Source organism: Rhizobium sp. NPDC090279 (genome assembly GCF_044769665.1).
In the GTDB taxonomy this organism is placed as follows: domain Bacteria; phylum Pseudomonadota; class Alphaproteobacteria; order Rhizobiales; family Rhizobiaceae; genus Rhizobium.
This window is the reverse complement of record NZ_JBIVYI010000001.1, coordinates 748,390-764,667: the sequence shown is the minus strand read 5'-3', so window position 1 is coordinate 764,667 and position 16,278 is coordinate 748,390. Positions and strand designations below refer to the sequence as shown.

The 16,278-nt window shown below is 61.2% G+C and carries 11 protein-coding genes; 6 read left to right on the top strand and 5 right to left on the bottom strand.

The features are described 5' to 3' along the window. Positions 1–285 precede the first annotated feature (285 nt). On the top strand, positions 286–1,722 hold the full coding sequence (locus ACIQWP_RS03450; protein ID WP_402782359.1) for a family 16 glycosylhydrolase: 1,437 nt from the start codon (positions 286–288) through the stop codon (positions 1,720–1,722). A gap of 80 nt (positions 1,723–1,802) precedes the next feature. On the opposite strand, the gene ACIQWP_RS03445 is transcribed toward ACIQWP_RS03450, so the two are convergent. The 5 genes from ACIQWP_RS03445 to htpG all read right to left on the bottom strand — a co-directional run bounded on the left by ACIQWP_RS03445 (position 1,803) and on the right by htpG (position 8,643). Then, on the bottom strand, positions 1,803–2,192 hold the full coding sequence (locus ACIQWP_RS03445) for a GFA family protein (protein ID WP_402782356.1): 390 nt from the start codon (positions 2,190–2,192) through the stop codon (positions 1,803–1,805). A gap of 120 nt (positions 2,193–2,312) precedes the next feature. Continuing rightward, positions 2,313–3,623, bottom strand: a complete 1,311-nt coding sequence (locus tag ACIQWP_RS03440; RefSeq protein ID WP_402782353.1) for an HlyD family type I secretion periplasmic adaptor subunit — start codon at positions 3,621–3,623, stop codon at positions 2,313–2,315. Then, a complete protein-coding gene (locus tag ACIQWP_RS03435; protein ID WP_402782350.1) occupies positions 3,620–5,359 on the bottom strand; it encodes a type I secretion system permease/ATPase in 1,740 nt (579 codons plus the stop codon). Before ACIQWP_RS03435 ends, ACIQWP_RS03440 begins: the two co-directional genes overlap by 4 nt. 339 nt (positions 5,360–5,698) lie before the next feature. Further along, positions 5,699–6,472, bottom strand: a complete 774-nt coding sequence (locus ACIQWP_RS03430) for a siderophore-interacting protein (RefSeq protein WP_402782347.1) — start codon at positions 6,470–6,472, stop codon at positions 5,699–5,701. 281 nt (positions 6,473–6,753) lie between these two features. Then, positions 6,754–8,643, bottom strand: a complete 1,890-nt coding sequence (gene htpG / locus ACIQWP_RS03425; RefSeq protein ID WP_402782344.1) for a molecular chaperone HtpG — start codon at positions 8,641–8,643, stop codon at positions 6,754–6,756. Between the two features lie 284 nt (positions 8,644–8,927). Here htpG and ACIQWP_RS03420 point away from each other — a divergent pair, with 284 nt between their 5' ends. The 5 genes from ACIQWP_RS03420 to ACIQWP_RS03400 all read left to right on the top strand — a co-directional run bounded on the left by ACIQWP_RS03420 (position 8,928) and on the right by ACIQWP_RS03400 (position 16,202). Continuing rightward, positions 8,928–9,812, top strand: coding sequence for a helix-turn-helix domain-containing protein (locus tag ACIQWP_RS03420; protein ID WP_402782341.1), 885 nt, complete (start codon positions 8,928–8,930; stop codon positions 9,810–9,812). Between the two features lie 169 nt (positions 9,813–9,981). After that, positions 9,982–12,171 (top strand): TonB-dependent siderophore receptor, encoded by a 2,190-nt coding sequence (locus ACIQWP_RS03415; protein WP_402782338.1) that lies wholly within the window; start codon positions 9,982–9,984, stop codon positions 12,169–12,171. 101 nt (positions 12,172–12,272) lie between these two features. Continuing rightward, positions 12,273–13,166 carry an ABC transporter substrate-binding protein gene (locus ACIQWP_RS03410; protein ID WP_402782335.1) on the top strand — a complete coding sequence of 298 codons (894 nt, stop codon included), beginning with the start codon at positions 12,273–12,275 and terminating at the stop codon, positions 13,164–13,166. Continuing rightward, complete coding sequence (gene fhuB, locus ACIQWP_RS03405; protein WP_402782736.1) at positions 13,159–15,150, top strand: Fe(3+)-hydroxamate ABC transporter permease FhuB; 1,992 nt, start codon at positions 13,159–13,161, stop codon at positions 15,148–15,150. The genes ACIQWP_RS03410 and fhuB overlap by 8 nt, the downstream gene beginning before the upstream one ends. After that, positions 15,147–16,202 carry a DUF2218 domain-containing protein gene (locus ACIQWP_RS03400; protein WP_402782332.1) on the top strand — a complete coding sequence of 352 codons (1,056 nt, stop codon included), beginning with the start codon at positions 15,147–15,149 and terminating at the stop codon, positions 16,200–16,202. The genes fhuB and ACIQWP_RS03400 overlap by 4 nt, the downstream gene beginning before the upstream one ends. The last annotated feature ends 76 nt before the right edge of the window (positions 16,203–16,278 follow it).

Below are 16,278 nucleotides of genomic sequence, written 5' to 3'. Positions count from 1 at the left end.
TCGCGCCGCCGGCTGCATGCCTATGCTCGCGGATGCCCAAACCAACCACCGTGGATATCGCAGCGAAAAAACTTGCCGTCAGGGGTGGGCAGAAAAACAATGCACGCTATCTGATGCATATGAGTGGGGAGAAATATTTGAGCATCTCCGGGAAAAACGCGCAGCGGTTTTCCGTCTGGAATGCACCAAGAAACAAAGAGATAGAGCGGTTTCGCGATTCGAAGAAGAGCGAGAATGCTCTAGGTCAGTGGAGGAGGTCGTCCGGCACGAAGGAAGAGGTTTCTCATGCCCAATTCAGTTTTAAATGCTCTTGGACAACCACTTTACTATAGCGACACGTCGACAGGCTTCTTTTCCGCCACCGGCTCTGGCCCGGTGCTCTACGGCACCGCTGGCAACGACTCCATGTGGGGCGACGCCTCCGTCAACGTGACGATGATGGGCGGGACCGGCGACGATATCTATTATCTCTATTCAAGCCTCAACCATGCCTACGAGGCGCCCAATGCCGGCATCGATACCATCAATACCTGGATGGATTATACGCTGCCCGAAAACTTCGAAAATCTCACTGTCACCGGCAACAACCGCCATGCCTACGGCAACGACGCCGACAACATCATCACCGGCGGCAGCGGCAGCCAGACCATCGATGGCGGCGCCGGCAACGACGTGCTGACGGGCGGCGGCGGGGCCGATACCTTCATCATTTCCAAGGGCAACGGCAGCGACCTCATCACCGATTTCAGCGATGACGACAAGGTCCGGCTCAATCAGTATGGCCTGACATCCTTTGACCAGGTCGTCAGCCATTCCACCCAGGAAGGCGCCAATCTCCGGCTCGATCTCGGCAATGGCGAAAGCCTGGTCTTTGCCAACAAGACCGTTTCCGACCTGCACGAAGACCAGTTTCAGCTCGGGCTCGACAGATCGTCGCTAACGCAGACCTTCTCCGATGATTTCAACACGCTTTCTCTGCATGAGGGAACGCAGGGCACCTGGGATGCAAAATACTCCTGGGCGCCGGACAAGGGCAGCAGCCTGAACGACGAGCTGCAATGGTACATCAATCCGTCCTATGCGCCGACGGCGTCTGCAAACCCGTTTTCAATCGCCGATGGCATCCTGACGATCACGGCGAAACAAACGCCGGACGCGTTGAAATCGATCGTCGAGAACCATGATTACACCTCTGGCATTCTGACGACCAATTCCACCTTCTCGCAGACTTACGGCTATTTCGAAATGCGGGCGGAAATGCCGCATAATCAAGGTGTCTGGCCCGCTTTCTGGCTGCTGCCGGAGGATGGCTCCTGGCCGCCTGAGCTCGACGTGGTGGAAATGCGCGGGCAAAACCCGACCACCGTCAATGTGACGGTTCATTCAAATGCCACCGGCGAGCATACGAAGACGTCCATTCCCGTGGAGGTACCAAGCACCGATGGCTTCCACAATTACGGCGTGCTCTGGGACAAGGATCAGATCGTCTGGTATTTCGACGACGTTGCCGTCGCCCATGCCGACACGCCGGCCGATATGCATGGCCCGATGTACATGCTGGTCGATCTTGCAGTCGGCGGCGTCGCAGGCACCCCGACGGACGGGCTTCCGAACGGGTCCGAGATGAAGATCGACTATATCAAGGCCTATTCCCTGGACGATCATGCCGCCCAGCTCGCCGCTTCATCCCAATCCGCGCATACGACGGACTGGCATATCTGATTGAAGCAGCCAACGCTTGAGCCGAAACAGGTGCTCCGGACGGATTTGACCGGGGCAAGCCCCTCTATGCGGGCGATCTACTATTCAGAGCGGGTTGCGGCGTCGCGATCGCGCTCATATCGCTTTGCGAGCGGAAACGGTGGCAGCCATGACTCGCGACGGATGGTCCAGAGTTCATAAGTGGGCGTGAATTGGTCCGGGGCATCCATAGACCCCAGATTGATCTCGATTTCGTCCGCGGTGCGAGAGAAAACGGACGAGCCGCAGCGGGGACAGAAGAAGCGTCCGCCATAATCGCGCGGTTCCCCGTCGATCCGCACCGCGTCCTGCGGAAATATCGCGGAAGTGTGAAAAAGGGCGCCGTGATGTTTGCGGCAATCGAGACAGTGGCAAAGGCCGACCCGATACGGCAGCCCCGATGCCACAAATCGGACGTCGCCGCATAGGCAACCGCCGACAAACCGATCCATGCTGACCCTCCCCGAAAATCAAACGGACGAAGAATTTACAACGGGCCATATCGTCGATGCAATTCAACGCTGCCAGGCTCGCAGTTACTTCGCAGTGTTATGCCGATCTGTGCAGACCGCTTAATCCTCTCGAAACGCCCGCCGGATCTGATCGGTCATCGGCTTTGTCAGATAGGCAAGGACGCTTCTCTGGCCTGTCTGCAGGAAAGCCTCAACAGGCATGCCAGGCAGCGGCGCGAGCTGCCCCAACCGATCCCATTCCGATTTCACCACCTTCGCCCGCACGACATAGTAGCTTTGGCCCGAACGCTGGTCGGTCGCCAGATCCGCTGAGATAGTATCGACATGTCCGTTCAATTCCGGCGTTATCCGCTGATTGAAGGCGGGAAAGCGCAAGGATACCGCCTGCCCTACGGTGATCTGATCGATATCCTGTGGTGCAAGTTTCAGCTCGGCCACGAGCGCGTCCTTATCCGGGACGATCTGCAGGATCGCCTCTGCCGGCGAGATGACGGCCCCTTCGGCATGGATGCTCAACTGATCGACGATCCCCGCCTGCGGCGCCTTGATGTCGATCCGCTTCAGATCGTCCTCGGCTGCGATCAGGCGCTCGGAAAACTGGCCGCTATCGCTTTCCGCCTGGCGTAGCTGATCGGAAACCTCCGAACTGCGATCAGCGTCGATCTGCAGAATCTGCAACTCGGTCTCCGCGATCTTGCCCCTGGTCTGGGCGATGGACGAGACGAGGTTGCCGAGATCGCCGTTCAGCGAAGCGCTTTCCCGCTGCAGCGAGTAGACTTTCGTCGCCGAGATGATGCCCTGGGTGAGCAGGCCTTCAAGGCTTCCCAATTCCTTGCCGATCAAAGCGATCTCGCGCCGCTTTCCCTGCTCCTGCGCGACGAGACCTTCGATCTCCTGCTTCAGCTGCTGAATGCGCTCATGCAGCTGCGACTTCTGTCCGTCGCGCGATGCCTGACGATCGCGAAAGAGCTGGCGTTCACCAGCCAGAACCGCCGCCACATCCGCATTTCCGGCGGACGCGAGCAGATCGGCCGGAAAGACGATATCCTGCCGGCCGTCGCGCTCCGCTGCCAGACGCGCCGTGCGGGCGGAAAGCTCGTTGAGCCGCTTGCGGATGATGGCGAGGTTAGCCCTGGTCTGGGTGTCATCAAGCCGGACGAGCATCTGGCCGGCTGCAACATGATCGCCGTTCTTCACGAGGATCGCACGGGCAATCCCACCCTTCAGGTGCTTCACCGGCTTCACATAGCTGTCCACGACCAGTGTGCCCGAGGTGATGACCGCGCCGGCGATCTTGGTCGCAGCCGCAAGACCGCCCATGACGCCGAACAAGAGAAGGATGGCGCCGATCACCAGCAGGGAGAGGCGACGGATCATCTGTTCGGTCGATGGCGGAGCCTTCTCGATCATCCGTGCGTCTCCCCGCCGGCAACGGCCAAATGGGCCGCTCCGAGTTGCTTGGGCGACGGGCCGAGGATGTCCTTCTTCGGTCCGAATGCCTGAACCTGGCCGCCGGCAATGATCATGACCGTATCGGCGGCGGCAAGAGCACTCGGCCGGTGGGCAATGACGATGGCGATACCGCCGCGCTCGCGCACGCCGGCAAGTGCTGCCGTCAGAGCCGCCTCGCCTTCCGCGTCCAGGTTCGAATTCGGCTCGTCCAGCACGACTAGAAAGGGGCTTCCGTAAAGCGCCCGCGCCAAGGCGATGCGCTGCCGCTGCCCGGCCGAAAGGCGCGATCCGCCTTCACCGATCTTCGTATCGAAACCGTCGGGGAGCTTGACGATCATGTCGTAGACGCCCGCCGTCTTGGCTGCGGCGATGACCGGTTCCGTTTGCATGTCTGCTGCAAAGCGCGAAATATTCTCGGCGATCGAACCGTCTAGGAGGTCCACATCCTGCGGCAGATAGCCGATATGCCGCCCAAGTTCATCGGTATCCCATTGCGACAACGCAGCGCGATCGAGCCTCACCGTGCCGATGGCAACCGGCCACAGGCCGGCAATTGCGCGGGCCAGCGAGGATTTGCCCGACGCACTCGGGCCAATGACGCCGAGCACTGTTCCCGCCACTACTTTGAACGAGATATTGCGCAGGATGAGATCGCGACTGCCCGGAGACGTCACGCTGATATTCTCGACACTGAGCTCCCGTGAGGGTGGTGGCAGAGCGAACGCCTGCTGTTTGGATGGCACAGCGCCGAGGAGCGCGGCAAGTCGCGTCCAGCCCTGCCGAGCCGCGACAAAACCCTTCCACTGGCCGATCGCAAGCTCGACAGGCGCCAGCGCCCGCGTCACCAGGATCGAGCTGGCGATGATGATGCCGCCCGTCGCTTCCTGGCGAATGACGAGGATCGCGCCGACGGCAAGCACCCCGGACTGGAGCATCATGCGAGCGATCTTCGCGGCAATGGTCAGCGCTCCAACGCGGGTGCTCGCTATCGCCTGATGGCCAAGATACTCCTCATTCATCGCAGCCCATTTATCGGTGAGGTGGCCAGAAAACCCCATGGCGACAGCAGCCTCCCAGTTCCGGCGCGCGGCCTGGGCAAAGCCGAGACGCGCGGCCGAGGACCTCGCAGCCTCCAGAGCCGGTCGACGCGACAGCAATTCGGCTGCCACGGTAAAGCCAACGAGCAACAAGGCACCGCATAGAGCGGTGAAGCCGATCCAGAAGTGGAACAGAAAACAAAGGAGCAGATAGAACGGCACCCATGGCAGATCGAACAGCGCCGTCGAGCCGCTGCCGGAGAGGAAAGTGCGGATCTGCTCGAGATCTCGGACGGATTGCAGGCCATCGTCCGAGGTCTGCTTTCTGGTTGGCAGGAACAGGAGCGAGCCGAAGACCCTCCTGCTCAGACGTTCGTCAAGCGACATGCCGATGCGGACAAGCAGCATGGAGCGCAGGAACTCCAATACGCCTTGAAAGAGAAAGAGGGTCACCACAATGACAACGAGGCCGGACAATGTCGGCAAGCTATGGCTCGGAATGACCCGATCATAGACCTGCAGCATGAAGAAGGAGCCGGTCAGCGCCAGCACATTGATGGCGGCGCTCGCTACGGCGATGCCGGCAAAGGCCTTGCGAAGCGTCGACAACATCAGCGCGACGAACGTCTGCGGCGGTTCTTTCGGGACGGCAAGCACCTTGCTTCGATCCTCAACATTGGCCGTCGCGTACGGCGAGGGTTCACGTGACGTTCAGGACACCGCCTCCCGCTCGGCGCCGTGAACCTGCGAGCAACCGCCGGTGGCTTCCGCCATCGGTGCTACTTCGCGCCTAACCTTCGATGATCCCACGCAATTTAGGAAGTCGAAATCTGCCTGGAATGCAGTTTCGGTGAACCCAATCTTATCATAGGACACCTTGTCCATATACGGGACAATTGCGCCATGAAATGGGGCAGCAAACCGCTCCGGCAAGGTGCTTTACCTATTATCACATCCACAGATGCAGGCGGCGTCCTGCCGCCTGCAAGTCTCTGGTCAATCGAATTTCTCCGTCGTGTCCGCCTTGCCCTTTACCCAATAGCCGGACGCCTTGATCCAGCTCAGCGGATAGCCGCGCTCTTCGACGAGATGGGAACGCAAGGTGCGCGTGACGGAGGCCTCCGCCGCTATCCAGACGAAGGTGCCGGGCAACAGGTCGACCGACTGGAGAATATTCATCAGCACGGATGGGTCTGTTGCTTCGGAAAGCGGCCGATAGGCCCAGCGCATATCCAGCTGCGCATCGGTTTGAAACGCCTGGCGCTCGGCAGCGTCGGCGACCGCCGCGATTACCGTGATATGCGTGCCGGCTCTCGCCTCCTCGATGCGGCGGCCGATGGCCGGCAGTGCCGTTTCATCGCCGATCAGCAGCCAATTCTCGATATCGCTGGAGACGACCGCCGAGCCGCGAGGCCCGCCGATCTCCAGCCTGTCGCCGACGCGAGCGTCGAGCGCCCATTGGGTCGCGGGCCCCGCCTCGTGAAGGGCGAAATCGAGAACCAGCGTCCGGGCAGCGGTATCATAGCGACGAGGCGTATAGTCGCGTCGCTCCATCTCTTCACCGGCACCCGGCACCAGAACCTTGATGTGATCGTCGGGCGCCAGGCTGACAAAATCAGCCAGATCATCGCCGGACAATTGCATGCGCAGCATGCCGGGCGTGATCCTGTCGACGGCCGTAACCGTCAGGGAGCGTCGCTTCAGCTCATGGCGCACGCGCTCGATCTTCGGAGCCGAAACAATCGAAACGGGAGTTTGGGGATTATCCATGTGTGTCCTTTCGAGGCGCTTTGATCTCGATCCGCAGGACACAGTCGCGCAGACCGAAGCCGCAGAGCCGTTCGATCATACGCGTTGAGTGACGTTAACGCTTACGTGGCTGGACGATATCAAGCCAATCTGCGTCCTCTATAGAAGAAGAAGACTCACACCGCAACGAAAAGATGATATTTTAAGACAAGTTTTCTGAGCCGCAGAAAATCGGACGCTATCGCAATCATCTGTGGAGCAGATCGGCACGGCGACTTCGAACCGTGCCGATCTCCACGGGATTACTGCAGCGCCTTTTCCATCAGACGCGCCAGCCGCTCGGCAAAGGCACGGGGATCGGCCGGCTTGTCGCCATCCAGAACGCGGGCCTGATCGAGCAGCAGGAAAGCGGCATCGTCGCGCAAGGACGGCGCATCCGCCTTCGCGGCGATCGCCTTGACGACGGGATGATCCATGTTGATTTCAAGGATCGGCTTGGCGCCGGACTGTAGCCGGCCAGCCCCTTGCAGGATCTTCTCGAGCTGCCGGTCATAGCCCTGTTCGGGAGCAACGAGGCAGACGGCGCTTTCGATCAGGCGATCAGAGGCGCGCACATCGGAGACTTCGTCAGCGAGCTTCAGCTTGGCGTAATCGAGGAAAGCCTGCACTTCGGCGGGCGCGCTTTCGCTTCCCGGCTTGTCTTCATCCTGCTTCTTGAATTGGGCGAGATCAGCAGAGCCTTGCGTGATCGACTTGAAGCCCTTGCCTTCAAATTCCGGGGCATTCGTCACCCAGAAACTGTCGACGGAATCCGTCAGCAACAGAACTTCGATGCCGCGGGCGCGGAACCCTTCGAGCTGCGGCGAGGCCTTCAGCTGCTCCAGGCTGCCGCCGACGAGATAGTAGATCGCCTGCTGGCCTTCCTTGGCCTCATTGACGTAATCGGCGAGCGAACGATAGCCGTCCGCAGAGGCCGTCGTGCGAAAACGCGAAAGCGCCAGCAGTTGCGAACGGCGCTCGAAGTCCTCGTAGAGGCCTTCCTTGATGAGGCTGCCGAAATTCTCCCAGATCTTCAGGAAGGCGTCGTGATCGCTCTCGGCCTGCTTCTCGATCGCGGTAATGATGCGGTTGGTGACGCCCTTGCGGATCGCCGTCAGGATCGGGCTTTCCTGGATCATCTCGCGCGAGACGTTCAGGGGCAGGTCGGAGGTGTCGACCAGACCGCGCACGAAGCGGAGATAGCGCGGCAGCAATTCCGCCTCGTCGGTAATAAAGACGCGCTTCACATAGAGCTTCATGCGGCCCTTGCGATCGGGATCGAAGAGGTCGAACGGCTGCGAGCCGGGCACGAAGGCGAGCGCCGAATATTCATGGCGGCCCTCGGCGCGGAAGTGCACCGTCAGCGCCGGTTCGTCATACTGGCCGGACACGCCACGATAGAAATCGGTATATTCCTCAGCCGTGATGTCGTTTTTCGACTTGGTCCAGAGTGCGGTTCCGTCGGTCAGCTGCGTGGCTTCCTCGCCGGGCTTTTCGGCGATCCTAATCGGCACCGGCACATGGCCTGACTGTTCCTTGACGATGCGCTCGACGCTCCAGCGCGAAGCGTAGCTCTTGGCATCTTCCATCAGATGCAGCGTGATGCGCGTGCCGCGCGAAGGCGCCTCGGCCACATCGATCGGGGCGACGCTGTAGCCGCCCTTGCCGTCGGAAGACCAGAGCCATGCATCTTCGGCGCCTGCGCGGCGGGAGACGACGTCGACCCGGTCGGCGACCATGAAACAGGAATAGAAGCCGACGCCGAACTGGCCGATCAGCTGCGCGCCCTCGCCCTGCTTGTTGGCCTCGATGCGTTCCATGAATGCGCGCGTGCCGGAGCGGGCAATCGTGCCGAGTGCCTCGATCATTTCGTCGCGGCTCATGCCGATGCCGTTATCGTCCACGATGAGCTTGCCGCCATCGGCATCGAGCGTCAGCAGGATGCGGCTATCGGGATCGTTTGCGAGCAGGCCGGGGTGCGCAATCGCCTCATAGCGCAGCTTCTCGCAGGCATCGGCCGCGTTCGAGATCAGCTCGCGCAGGAAGACGTCCTTATCCGAATAAACCGAGTGAACCATCATATGCAGAAGGCGGGCAACGTCGGCCTCGAAGACGTGGCTCTCGGCGGTCGTTTCTGCGGTGGTGGCTGTCATATGCGTCTAGTCTCCTGGGAAAATTGAAAGTCGCGCCGAACAGGTGGCGGAAGACGAGGGAAATTTCAAGCGGGCGTTGTCCCGTCGGGCTCAAAATGGTGCGGGAGGGTTGCCGTTCAGCATGTACAATCGTCAATTGGGCGCGTTGTTCCGGGTTCGGTCGAAAGAACCGACCGACGCCACCTCGCATCACAAGCTGATGATTGCCATCCTCTCAGCGTTGTTATAATAACTTGACTTTAATTTGAAGGATTATTGCGCGAGAGCAACGCCGGAAGCTGCCAATGACGTTTCAGCCGAGAATGCAGAACAAGATCGGAGGCTTCTCCGTCATCGGCGGCATGCATCGCCGCCAATGGAACGGCATCGTTGCCGACATCTGGAATGTCAATTGTGCGGCACAAGCAGGCGGATACTATGTTGCGCGCGACCCGCGACTGTTCATCCTTCTGGAGCAGCGCGGAGCCGGTACGACCAATGTCCGGCCGTCGCCACGCGCACGAGGCCAGCGGCAGGATTATGATAGCGGCCGTATCTCCTATATCCCCGCCGGCATGGAGCTCTGGGTCGACATGGCAGGCGTCGAGTTCGTCCGCCACCTTGATATTCACTTCAATGCCGAGATCGTCGGCCAGCGCCTGATGGAAAATATCGATCAGGCGCTGCTCGATCGTCCGCAGCTGCATTTCAACGATCAGCGCGTGATGGCGCTTGCCGAACTGATCGCCGCCGAATGCGAAAGCCCGGAGCCGCTGCACGATCTCTATGGCGATGGCCTGACGCTTTCGTTGCTGATCGACGTGTTGCGGTTGCGCGGAACCCAGCCACGCAAGCGCAGCGGTCTTGCCACCTGGCAGCTCCGCCGTGCGGTCGACTATATCGAAGAGCACTGCACGCGCGCCATACGGCTGGAGGAGCTGGCAACGCTGACCGGCCTTTCGCAATCGCATTTCAGCCATGCCTTCAAGGCCTCGACCGGCCTGCCGCCGCATCAGTGGCAGACGCAAGCCAGGCTTGAACGCGCCAAGCAGTTGCTCCTGAACAGCGAAATGCCGCTGACGACCGTTGCCGTCGAAACCGGCTTTGCCGACCAGGCGCATTTCACGCGCGTCTTCCGCAAGAGTGTCGGCGCCGCGCCGGCGAGCTGGAAACGCAGCAGGCTTGCCTGAAAACCACACTCCACGAGCAATTGCGCGATCCCCGGAGAATTGCCCAAAAACATTCAATTTCCCCCGTGACAGACAAGCCGCATTTGTAAATATGAGTTAACTGCTCATCTTATTGATAGATCGGCCAATACGGCCGAACGGGCGCAAGAATTCGGGGCAAATAACGGCAATGCAGGGATTGAAGCAGGACGTATCGCGAGCGCGGTTCATGGCGACGGGCGTAGCCATTATCGCGCTACTGGCGGGTTCGCAAGTCGTGGCGCAGGAAGCGGCGACCGAACTGCAGCCGCTGGTCATTCAAGGCGGCTCGCAACAGAAGGGCGAAGAGAGCGGCACCGCCCCAGTCAAGGGCTACGTTGCCAAGAAGACCACGGCTGGCTCCAAATCCGACACGCCGATTACCGAGGTGCCGCAGTCGGTATCGGTCATCGGCCAGCAGGAAATGCAGGATCGCGGCATCACCAACAAAGTGGACGAGGCACTGCGCTATACGCCCGGCGTCACCGCGCAGCCCTTCGGCAATGATGGCGACACGGACTGGTTCTACATTCGCGGCTTCGACGCGACGCAGAGCGGCGTCTTCATGAACGGCCTGACGCTCTACAGCTATGGCTTCGGCGGCTTCCAGATCGATCCGTACATGCTCGAGCGTGTCGAAGTCCTGAAGGGGCCATCCTCCGTGCTTTACGGCGGCGCCAATCCGGGCGGCCTCGTCAACATGGTTCGCAAGGTGCCGACCGACACCCCCCAGTATTCGACCGAGATCGGCATCAACAATCTCGGCAATGCCTTCGTCGGCTTCGATTTCTCCGACAAGCTCTCTGCCGACGGCGTCTATCGCTACCGCCTGACCGGCAAGATCGCCGGCGGCGATACCTATAGCGACGGCACCCACGACCTGCGTGGCTTCATCATGCCGCAAGTGACGATCTCTCCGGACGAATCCACCAAGCTCACCGTCTTCGGCATGCTCAGCGGCCTCGACGAGATCCACAGCGGCAACGGCTTCTTCCCCTATGTCGGCACCGTCGTCGATGCGCCTTTCGGCAAGATCAAGCGCGATGCCTTCTATGGCGAACGCAGCATCGACAACCTGAAATACGCCCAGCAGATGCTCGGCTACGAGTTTTCGCACGACTTCGACGGCGGCTGGACCGTGTCGCAGAATGCGCGCTACGGCCATCTCTACAAGCGCGAAGAAGGCCCCTATCTGAACGGCTATGTGGACGGCAATCCGCTCAGCCCAGGTTATGACGATCCGAACTACATGCTGAACCGCATCGGCTTCTTCGAGCGCTCGAAGGTCGACACCTTCTCCGTCGACACCCGCGCGGAAAACAAGTTCGACACCGGCCCGATCAGCCATGATTTCCTGATCGGCACCGACTACTCGATCTATCGGCTCGACCAGATCCAGGCCTGCTGCGGCTCCAACCCGATCAGCGCGACCAACCCTGTCTATGGCACGCCGCAGGGCACCAACTTCGTCTACCTCAATCAGGTCATGACGCAGCAGCAGCTTGGCATCTACACGCAGGACCAGATGCGCTTCGGCAACGGCTGGCTGGTAACGCTCAACGGTCGTTACGACTTCGTCGACACCAATTCCGACTCGAAGGTCGGCACGAGCTACAAGTCGAACGAAAACGCGCCGAGCGGCAGGGCGGGCCTCGCCTACGAGTTCTCCAATGGCATCACGCCCTATATCAGCGCCGGCACCTTCTTCAATCCGCTGATCGGCACCAGCGTCACCGGTGGCGGCCTCACACCGGAAAAGGGCGAGCAGTACGAAGCCGGCATCAAATATGCGCCCGACTTCATCGACGGCCTGTTCACCGCCTCCATCTTCCAGATCGACCGCAAGAACATGGCGCTGACCGACCCCGTCACCTTCCTGCAGCGGCAGGTCGGCGAGGTTCGTTCGCGCGGCGTCGAATTCGAAGGCAAGGTCAATCTCGACGACAACTGGAAGGTGCTCGGTTCCTATTCCTATACCGACCTCGAAGTGACGAAGGATCTGAATCAGGCCATCGTCGGCAACTCGCCTTATCTTGTGCCGAACTCCACAGCCTCGCTGTGGCTCGACTACGCCTTCACAAGCGAAGCGCTTGACGGCCTCAGCATCGGCGCCGGCGTCCGCTACCAGGGCAAGTCCTGGGCGGACCAGGCCAACACGCTGCGCGTGCCTTCCGCAACGCTCTTCGATGCGGGCATCCGCTACGAGAAGAAGGGCTGGGGCGCTTCGCTCAACGTCGCCAACCTGTTCGACAAGGAATATGTCTCGGGTTGTGCCGGCGAGAACGTCTGCGGCTATGGCGAAGCACGGACGATTACCTTCAAGCTGAGCAAGAAGTGGTAAGTTGAGAATTAAAGTATACTTTCACTCTCGATCATGGCAAAGAGCCGGGGATTGCCGCAAGGTAATCCTCCAATTCGTTTGAAATCAGGGATGACGCCGGCATGACGGCAGCAAGCGCTCATAGGCTGTCACGCCGGCAGCTGCTGGCCATGGCGGGCGCCGGCGTCCTCGCCGGTCTGACCCCGGCGCGTGCTGCGACAGGTCCGCGCGTGGCGACGCTCGATTGGGCCATTCTGGAAACACTGCTGGCGATCGGCGCCAATGTGGTCGCTGGCACCGAGCTTCTGCAGTTCAGAGACGTCGCCGTCACCCCTGCCGTCCCCGCCGATGTCGCCGATCTCGGCCTGCGCGGCACGCCGAACTTCGAAGTTCTCTATGCCGCCAAGCCGGACCTGATCTTCAATTCGAATTTCTACGCCTGGGCCGATGAGCGCATGCGGCTGATCGCGCCGGTCGAGAGCCATGCCGTCTATCAGCATGGAGCCAGCCCCTACCAGCGTTCCGAAGAGATGACGCTTGCGATTGGCGAGCGGCTCGGGCTGCCAACCGGTCGCGCCCTTGTCGACGCGGCGCGGGCAAAGCTCGACGCCTATCGCATCAATTTCAGCAGGGGCGACCATCGGCCGATCCTGCCGATCAATCTAGGCGATGCCAGGCACTTCCGCGTCTTCGGTTCCGACAGCATGTTCGGAGAGGTTCTGACCCGCACCGGCCTTACCAATGCATGGCCTGACCTGACGAGTTACTCTGCGACAGCGCCTGTCGGCATCGAGCGGCTCGCCGCCATGTCGGAAGCATGGATCGTCCTGATTCCACCGCATCCGGCGGAAGCCTTTGAGGAGCTTCAGCGAAGTGCCTTCTGGAAAGCGCTGCCGTTTGTTCAGCAAGGCCGCGTTCTTCTACTGGGCTCGATCAACCCTTATGGGGCTCTGCCGGCTGCCGAACGTTTTGCCGATCTGCTTGCGGGAGGGCTCGCCCGTGCATGGAATGGCTGACCGCCCGATGATCTCCGCAAGCAAGCCGCTCGTGCGCAATGGCGCCATGCTTGCGATCGTCTGCATCTTTGCCTTTGGCGCCCTCATCTTCCTGCGCCCGCAGCTTGCCGCGGACATGCGCAATGCGGACGCCCTGAACCATATCCTGCTGATCGACAGCCTGCTGCCGCGCTCGGCCATTGCGGTGATCGCCGGGGCGGCGCTTGGTCTTTCCGGCGCCCTGTTGCAAAGGGTCCTGCGCAATCCGATCGCCGATGCCTCGACGCTTGGGATCGCCGCTGGCGCTCAGCTGGCGATGACCATCGCCGTAGGCCTCTTTCCTCTGCTCATCGGCCTGCCGCGGGAAATTTCCGCCTTTGCCGGCGGCCTTGCCGCTGTTCTCATCGTGCTTGCCTTGAGCTGGCGTCGTGGCCTCGATCCGGTGACGGTGGCGCTGTGCGGCTTGATGGTGACATTGGTGGCGACCGCACTCAGCGTCACCATCATTCTCGCGCGCGGCGAATATGCCATGTCGGTCTTCATCTGGGGCGCCGGCGCGCTGAACCAGCAAAGCTGGGATGGCGTCATTACCCTCGCCCCTCGCCTTGTCATCGGCTTTGCCGCTGCTTTGATATTGGTGCGCCCGCTCACCGTGATGAGCCTCGACGACAGCAGCGCGAAAAACCTCGGCGTCGCATTGCACAGCACGCGCTTTGCCATTCTGGCGCTTGCCGTCTGGCTGGCGGCTTCGGTGACTGCGCAGGTCGGCATCATCGGCTTTCTCGGCCTTGCCGCGCCTCATCTGGCGAGATTTTGCGGCGCGCGCCGTACCCGGCAATTGCTGATCGCCGCACCCATCGCCGGCGCCGGGGTATTGTTCCTGACGGATTGCGCCGTACAACTCCTGTCGCCCGGCTTTACGGATCTCGCCCCGACGGGGGCGGCAACCGCGCTCCTCGGCGGACCGCTTCTGCTTCTGCTCCTGCCGCGGCTGCATTCGGGCAATGCGCTGCGCACCGGCAACGACCAGCAGGCCGGACCAACCCTCGCCGCACCGAGACGGACGCTCGCTTTGCTTGCCATCGGCTTTATGCTCCTGATGGTCTTCGCGCTGTCGGTCGGGCGTAGCATCGACGGCTGGCAAGTTGCTATCGGCAGCCATTTCCGGGAACTTTTGCCCTTCCGCCTGCCACGCACCATCGTTTCAGCGACCGCTGGCGCGATGCTCGCCGCAGCCGGGTTCATCATGCAGCGCCTGACCGGCAATCCACTTGCAAGCCCGGAGATCCTGGGTGTCAGCGCCGGCGGTGGCGCCGGGCTGACGGTGGCGCTCTTTCTCTTTGCCTTCCCCTCGCCAGCCATCATGATCGCGGCGATGACGATCGGCGCACTCATTGCGTTCCTTGCGATGATGGCAATCAGCGCTCGCGGCGGTTTCGGCCCGGAACGTCTGCTGCTGTCCGGAATTGCGATCGGCGCCCTATGCATGGCGATCGTCACGGTCGTTCTTTCGCGCGGTGATCTGCGCGGCTATCTGTTGTTGACCTGGCTGTCGGGATCGACCAATCGCGCTGGTTCTTTCGAAGCATGGACAGGCGTTGCTTCCGCTGCCCTCCTCATCCCCTTGCTGCCGCTCCTGCGGCGGTGGTTCGATGTCCTGCCGCTTGGCGGCGACGTCTCCCGCTCCATCGGCCTGTCGGTTGCGATGAGCCGGGCGGTCCTGGCGGTTCTGGCCGCTCTCCTGACTGCCATTCCGTCATTTCTCGTCGGCCCACTTAGCCTGACGGGGTTGATCGCGCCGCATCTTGCCCGTCTCATCGGCTTCCACGGCACCGGCAAACAATTGACCGCCAGCCTGTTGCTCGGCGCCATGCTGCTGACACTGGCCGATTGGCTGTCGCGGATCGTGATCTTTCCCTACGAGGTTCCCGTCGGCCTGTTTGCTGCCCTGATCGGCGGCCCCTATCTCGTCTGGTTCCTGACCCGCAAGGAGACAAAGCAATGATGCATGCCAGGGATTTTACCGCTTCCGGCGTTGCCACGCACAAAGATGCGGGCCAGTTGCTGGATCAATTCTGCGCGCGCTTTGCCGAACATGTCACGATCACTCGGAACGCGGCTGGAGCCCGTCTCGAGACCGTCATCGGCAGCGCCGACATCGCTCTCAGCAACGACCGCCTCGACATCAAGCTGCGTTGCCCGACCGCGGCCATGCTCTTCACGATCCGCAGCATGGTTGCAGAAAACCTCTTCGAACTCTCCACCGGCAATGCGCTCGACCTGAATTGGGCGGATGGACCGCAGCCATCCGCCATACCGAACTTCCGCGAAATCAGCGTCGTCGATGCTTTCGACATCACCCCGCATATGCGCCGCGTCGTGGTCGCCACCGATGATGCCAAGCATTTCGTCGAGGGCGGCATGCACGTGCGTCTCCTCATTCCACCGAAGGGCCGCGAGCCGGTATGGCCGCATACGGAGCCCGATGGCCGCATCCATTGGCCGAAGGGCGACGATGAGCTAACCCTGCGTGCCTATACGATCCGTAGCATCGACCTTGCCCGCGGCGAAATGAACATCGATTTCGTCGTGCATGAAGGCGACAACGTTCCGGGAGCGACCTGGGCGATGACAGCCCGCCCCGGCGATCGCGCCGGCCTTATCGGACCCGGCGGCGGCGGCGTCCCAGTTGCACGCAAACTCATCCTGGCTGGCGACGAGACCGCGCTGCCCGCCATCGCCCGCATTGCCGCCGCCATGCCAGCCGAAGCGGATTTGCGCATCTTCCTAGAAGTGGCCGACCAAAGAGAGGAACAGCCGCTAACATCCAGCTCATCGATGGATCTCACCTGGCTGCATCGCAATGGAGCGCCGGCGGGGACGACCGACACGCTCGAGCGCATCCTGCGCGATCTCGTGCCCGCAGCCGATCCAGAGGCCTATGTCTGGGCCGCTTGCGAGCAGAAGCAGGCCCGCGCCATCCGTACTTTCGTCAAGACAGAGATAGCGCGCGATCCTGGCACTTTCAGCATCGCCGCCTATTGGCAGCGGTGCTGAGGAATTAGCCAATAAGCGGCGCAATGTGACTAAAATTTAGGCCATATAATAACACGCCTAATATTTCATCGAACGA